The organism is Mesorhizobium sp. (genome assembly GCF_005063415.1).
GTDB lineage: Bacteria > Pseudomonadota > Alphaproteobacteria > Rhizobiales > Rhizobiaceae > Mesorhizobium.
Window position 1 is genome coordinate 5658 of record NZ_SUEG01000138.1, and the last position, 5711, is coordinate 11368.

The following is a 5711-nucleotide window of genomic DNA, read 5'->3' on the forward strand; positions in this document are numbered from 1 at the left end:
GGCTCGATCTGGGGCACGCTGATCGGCGGCCTGATCATCGCCGTGCTGTCCAACGGGCTCATCCTCGCCGGTGTTTCGGACATCTGGCAGTACATCATCAAGGGATTGGTCATCATCGTGGCGGTCGCCCTCGACCGTTACCGGCTCCAGGCAGGAGCAAGAACGTGATGGCCCTTAGTCGCCGGCATCCAACGAGCCGGTTTCATGTGTAACGCACCGTGAGAGGCGCGGGGCATCAGGAGGAAAATAATACAATGAAGACCATCGCTAAACTGCTCTGCGGCGTCGCCCTTGCGGCCGCCGTCATCGCGCCGGCATCGGCCAAGGATCTGAACAAGGTCGGCATCTCGGTCGGCCTGCTCGGCAACCCGTTCTTCGTCGCCACCATCAAGGGCATCGAGGACGCGGCCAAGAAGATCAACCCGAATGTGCAGGTGACCTCGGTCTCGGCCGACTACGACCTCAACAAGCAGGTTTCGCAGGTCGATTCCTTCATCGCCGCCGGCGTCGATGTCATCATGCTCAACGCCGTCGACGCCAAGGCGATCGCGCCGGCAGTGAAGAAGGCGCAGGCGGCCGGCATCGTCGTTGCCGCCTTCGACGTTTCGGCGCCAGGCGCCGACGTCACCGTGATGACCAACAATGTCAAGGCCGGCGAAGAGGCGTGCCAGTATCTGGTCGACCATACCGGCGGCAAGGGCGACTACGTCATCCTCAACGGCCCGGCCTCCTCGTCGATCCTGGAGCGAGTCAAGGGCTGCAAGGACGTGCTGGCAAAACACCCCGACATCAAGATCCTTTCCGACGACCAGAACGCCGAAGGCTCGCGCGACGGCGGCCTGAAAGTGTTCCAGTCGCTGCTGACCCGCTTCGACAAGATCGACGCGGTCTTCGCCATCAACGATCCGACAGCGATCGGCGCCCAGCTTGCGGCTAAGCAGCTCAACCGCTCGGAGTTCATCTTCACCGCGGTCGACGGCGCGCCGGATATCGAGAAGGAACTCGCTGCCGGCACGTCTATGATCAAGGCCTCGGCCTCGCAGGATCCCTATGTGATGGCCGGCCAGTCGCTGACGATGGCGGCTGACCTGCTTGCCGGCAAGAAGCCGGCCGAGCCGACGGTGCTGCTCGACCCGAAGCTGATCACCGCCGACAATTTGAAGGATTACAAGGGCTGGACCGCAGCTCGCTAAGCCTCCCAAGCCTGGCGCGGCCGGGATGACCGGCCGCACCTTTTTGTCCGAGCATCGGATTGCCAAAACCGCTTTGGCATTGGGTCCGCTGGAAATAACCGGAGACGATCATGTCGCGCATCGGAATCCACTCATTCGTCTGGTCGGCGAGCTCGGCGCAGGGCGACCTCGAGCGGACGCTGGCCAACACCAGGGAGGCCGGCTTCGAGCTGATCGAATTCTCCTATCTCGACCCTGCCAATGTCGACATTGACGGCTTGGCCAAGCGGATCGCCGATCTCGGCCTCGGCGTTGCGATCAGCATTGGACTGCCGGCCGACGGCGATATTTCGAGCGACGACAAAACGATTGCCGCGCACGGCGTCGAAATCCTGAAACATACGATCGCGCTGACCCGCGATCTCGGCGGCCAGAAGGTTGCCGGCATCCTCAGCACCAGCCACGGCTTGCAGAGCGAGGCGCCGACGCGCGACCAGTGGGACCGCAGCGCCGGCACGCTTGCCGAGGTGGCGGAGACGGCAAAGTCAGCCGGCGTCACCCTCAACCTCGAAATCGTGAATCGCTTCGAAAGCAATCTGCTCAACACCGCCGCGCAAGGCATGGCCTTCATCGCGGACAGCGGATCCGACAACATCTTCCTGCATCTCGACAGCTTCCATATGAACATCGAGGAGGCCGATGTCGGCTTGGCTATTCGCAACGCCGCAAGGAAGATCGGCTATGTCCATATCGGCGAGAGCAATCGCGGCTTCCTCGGCACCGGCAATATCGATTTTGCCGCGATATTCGATGCGCTGACCGCCATCGGCTACAGCGACGACCTCAGCTTCGAATCCTTCTCCTCGGAAATCGTCGACGAGAACCTGTCGCGGAAAACCGCGATCTGGCGCAATCTGTGGACCGATAATATGGAGCTGGCCAAACATGCGCGCCGCTTCATCGCGCTGGGATTGGAGACGGCACGGCGCAAGGCCGAGCTTGTTTCCGCAACGCACCGGCCTTGAGCCCTCGCGGTTCCGAAATCATTCTGGCTAGGCCAGAGGCGCTACATTAGACCGGTTCGTCGTTTCACGGAAACGCAGAACCGGTCTATCTCTCTGTTTTGACGCAATTCCGGACGGAAAACCGTTTCACACTTTTCCTGGAATTGCTCTAGCCGGCAAAACGCGGCCCAAGTTCCTCGATCTGGCGGATCATCGCCTGGAAATCCTCCGAGATGCGCTGGTGCAGGTGAACCGCCAGCTCCGGATATTCCTCGAGGATGCGGCGGAACATCTTGCGGCTGAGCCGCAGCACTTCCGAATCGATTTCGGCCGAGGCGCTGGTCAGCCGGTTGGTATCGGCGATCAGCGCCAGTTCGCTGAGCATGGTGCCGGGGCCGGCTGTCCCGATCCGGATGCGCTCGCCATCGTGCTCGCGGTAGAGGACGATGCGGCCGCTGATCACGATATAGGCGCAATCAGCCTCGTCGTCCTCGCGGTAAAGCTTGTGGTCGGCTTGCAACTTGGTGGTTTCGGCGCCGAAGGCGAGCAGACGCAGCTGTTCCTGCGTAAAGCCCTCGAAGAGCCTCACGGTGGACAGGATGCGGATATCGTCATCCAGCGCCATCTAGCTATGTCCCCGAACCGTCAGTCCGACTCCTCCCCTACGAGGCCGATCCACAACCACCTCCAGCCTCAGGACCGTACCCGAAAAGCGCCCCGCCCGGATCGCTTATTTGAATAATGAAATGTTTAAGGAACCAGCTTGTAGCCGCCGCTTTCTGTCACGAGAATTTCCGCGTTGGAAGGATCGCGCTCGATCTTCTGGCGCAGCCGGTAGACATGAGTTTCCAGAGTATGCGTGGTGACGCCGGAATTGTAACCCCAGACTTCCTCCAGCAGCACGTCGCGGGTCACCACCTTCTGGTCGGCGCGGTAGAGATATTTGATGATCGAGGCTTCCTTTTCGGTCAGCCGAACCTTGGCGCCGCGCGGGTCGATCAGAAGCTTCTGGCTGGGCTTGAACGTGTAGGGGCCGACCGAGAAAGTGGCGTCCTCGCTCTGTTCGTGCTGGCGCAACTGCGCGCGGATGCGGGCCAGCAGCACGGCAAAGCGGAACGGCTTCGTCACATAGTCGTTGGCGCCGGCCTCGAGGCCAAGGATGGTGTCGGAATCGGTATCATGCCCGGTCAGCATGATGATCGGCGCCTTGTAGCCGCCCTTGCGCAATATCTTTACCGCCTCGCGGCCATCCATGTCGGGCAGGCCGACATCCATGATGAGCAGGTCGATGAGCCCGCTGCGCGCCGTGGCGATGCCTTTGGCGGCGGTCGCTTCCTGCAGGACGTCGAATTCCTCATAAAGCGACAATTGCTCGACAAGGGTGCCGCGCAGGTCGTCATCGTCGTCGACGATCAGAATGGTGCGTGAAGTCATGGATCAATCCGTTGTTTTGAAAAGAGATTTCAGTTGACCGCTGCCTGTTTATGCGGAAGCTGACCGGCACAACAGCCGTTCACAGTGATTTGTTCCGTGACACGATCATACAAGAAAAAACACGATCGCAATGCAGTCGGCGCAATTTTGCCGAAAGGGCTCACCGTGCTCACCGTGCGGGCGCGGCCTGGCCAGCCCAGCCAGGGCTTTCTGCAGGCCGGCAAACTCGTGTTTCCATGTGCGCTGGGGCATGGCGGCATCTCGGCCGGCAAGCGCGAGGGCGACGGCGCCACGCCGCTCGCCTCGATGCGGATATTGTCGGGATATTTTCGCGGCGACCGTTTTGCCGGCGGCCGCCGGACGCGGCTGGCGATGACGCCGATCGGCCGCGACCTCGGCTGGTGCGAGGTGCCTGGGGACCGCAACTACAACCGCCCGGTCAAAATCCCCTATGGCGCCAGCCATGAGCGGATGCTGCGCACCGACGACCTCTATGACGCCTGCCTGGTGCTTGACTGGAACATTGTGCCGCGCCGGCGCGGGCGCGGCAGCGCCATCTTCTTCCACCTGGCGCGCCCCGGCTTCACGCCGACGCAAGGCTGCGTCGCGGTAACAGCCCGCACCATGGCGCGGCTGCTGCCGCTGCTGTCGGAGCGGACGGTAGTAAGGGTGGTAAGATAAGGGAATAGGGGAATAAGGGAGTAGGGGAATGGGGCAGTAAGGGTAAGACAGGCGCGGGCGCGCCGCTTAGCTTTTCCTACTCCCCTACTCCCCTACTCCCCTACTCCTTTGCCACCCTATGTCGAGAAGGCCGAGCCGGCCGAGTTCGCGGTCCATGGCGCGTGCGATGTCCTTGCGTTCGCCGCCAATGTCGCGCAGCTGGCGATCGGAGAGATCCTCGACATTCTCAGAGGGAAGACTGATCGCGATCTTTGCATGCCGAAGCCAGGCAAGCACGGCGCGCAGCCAGGCCGGGCGGAGGATTACAGAGCGCAAGGCGATGTCAGACATGGTGCAATCCGCTTCTCCGGACATCAAATCCGGTTTGATGTTTCTTCGATGCTCGGAGCATGGCGGATTGAAATTTAAACGGGAAACGAGTAGTTTTTTCTACATCTTCAAGTTTTGTTTGAGGATTGGAATGCTCGACCGAACCCTCCTCGTCTGGCACTGATGGCGCGCCTGCTGCCTGGAACCCGTGCGCTGCGGACGCTGGAGGCAGCGGCCCGGCACCTCAATTTCACCCGCGCCGCCGACGAGCTCGGCCTGACGCCGGCAGCGGTCAGCCACCAGATCAAGGAAATCGAGGATCAACTCGGCATCGTGCTGTTCACACGCACCAGCCGCACAATCCGGCTGACCGAGGCGGGCGCGGTGCTGTTCGAAGCTTCGACCGATGCGCTCGACCTGCTTGGCCGGGCCGTCTCACGGGCGCAGAAGACGGCGGCCGGATCGGCGCTGTTGAAGGTCACCCTCGATGCGCAATTCGCGACGAAGTGGCTGATGCGGCGCGTCGACGATTTTCGCAAGCAGCATCCGGCAATCGAGCTGCGTTTCGACATCAGTTACGAGGTGCGCGACTTCGATCGCGACGACGTCGATCTCGGCATCCGATTCGGCACCGGCAAGTATCCGGGGCTTCGCTCGCACCGGCTGTTCGAAAACGTCATTATTCCCGTCTGCAGTCCGGCCCTGCTGCGGTCAGGGCCGCCGCTCAAGGAACCGCGCGACCTGTTCCATCATACGCTGGCCCATATCGAGTGGTCGCGCCAAGGCGTCACCTGGCCGAATTGGAGCATATGGATGGCGGCGGCGGGCGTCGACGATTTCGACGACAGCCGGACCATCGTGTTCGGCAACTCGACGGATGCCGTCCAGGCCGCGCTCGACGGCAACGCGGTCGCGCTCGCCGATTTCGCCATGGTGGCAAACGACCTTTCGGAAGGTCGGCTGATCCGGCCCTTCGAACTCGGCATCAAGGTCGCGCCGGAATTCGCCTATTTCCTGGTCTATCCCGAAAGTACGGCGAATGATCCGCGCATTGCCGCCTTTCGCGATTGGCTTCTCGAGGAAATCGCCAGGACCCCGACCTGACGGTCAG

At 61.8% G+C, this 5711-nt stretch carries 7 protein-coding genes and 1 pseudogene; 5 read left to right on the top strand and 3 right to left on the bottom strand.

The window, feature by feature from the left end; all coding sequences use genetic code 11:
* The 3 genes and pseudogenes from E5W70_RS25755 to E5W70_RS25765 all read left to right on the top strand — a co-directional run.
* Positions 1-168: pseudogene (locus tag E5W70_RS25755) on the top strand (ribose ABC transporter permease); the annotation flags it as partial.
* Positions 169-254: 86 nt separating this feature from the next.
* Positions 255-1193, top strand: a complete 939-nt coding sequence (locus E5W70_RS25760; RefSeq protein WP_292663780.1) for an ABC transporter substrate-binding protein — start codon at positions 255-257, stop codon at positions 1191-1193.
* Positions 1194-1303: 110 nt separating this feature from the next.
* On the top strand, positions 1304-2197 hold the full coding sequence (locus tag E5W70_RS25765) for a sugar phosphate isomerase/epimerase (RefSeq protein WP_292663782.1): 894 nt from the start codon (positions 1304-1306) through the stop codon (positions 2195-2197).
* Between the two features lie 148 nt (positions 2198-2345).
* Here the strand turns inward: E5W70_RS25765 and E5W70_RS25770 are convergent, their stop codons facing one another.
* Positions 2346-2801, bottom strand: coding sequence for a cyclic nucleotide-binding domain-containing protein (locus E5W70_RS25770; protein ID WP_292663784.1), 456 nt, complete (start codon positions 2799-2801; stop codon positions 2346-2348).
* Positions 2802-2926: 125 nt separating this feature from the next.
* Positions 2927-3610 (bottom strand): response regulator transcription factor, encoded by a 684-nt coding sequence (locus tag E5W70_RS25775; RefSeq protein ID WP_292663786.1) that lies wholly within the window; start codon positions 3608-3610, stop codon positions 2927-2929.
* Positions 3611-3754: 144 nt separating this feature from the next.
* On the opposite strand from E5W70_RS25775, the gene E5W70_RS25780 reads away from it, so the two are divergent.
* Positions 3755-4291 (top strand): L,D-transpeptidase, encoded by a 537-nt coding sequence (locus E5W70_RS25780; protein WP_245274862.1) that lies wholly within the window; start codon positions 3755-3757, stop codon positions 4289-4291.
* 84 nt (positions 4292-4375) lie between these two features.
* Here the strand turns inward: E5W70_RS25780 and E5W70_RS25785 are convergent, their stop codons facing one another.
* The gene (locus tag E5W70_RS25785; RefSeq protein ID WP_292663788.1) at positions 4376-4621 is read right to left on the bottom strand and encodes a hypothetical protein; all 246 of its coding nucleotides are present in this window, start codon (positions 4619-4621) and stop codon (positions 4376-4378) included.
* 162 nt (positions 4622-4783) lie between these two features.
* Here E5W70_RS25785 and gcvA point away from each other — a divergent pair, with 162 nt between their 5' ends.
* Positions 4784-5704, top strand: coding sequence for a transcriptional regulator GcvA (gene gcvA / locus E5W70_RS25790; protein WP_292663790.1), 921 nt, complete (start codon positions 4784-4786; stop codon positions 5702-5704).
* Positions 5705-5711 lie beyond the last annotated feature (7 nt).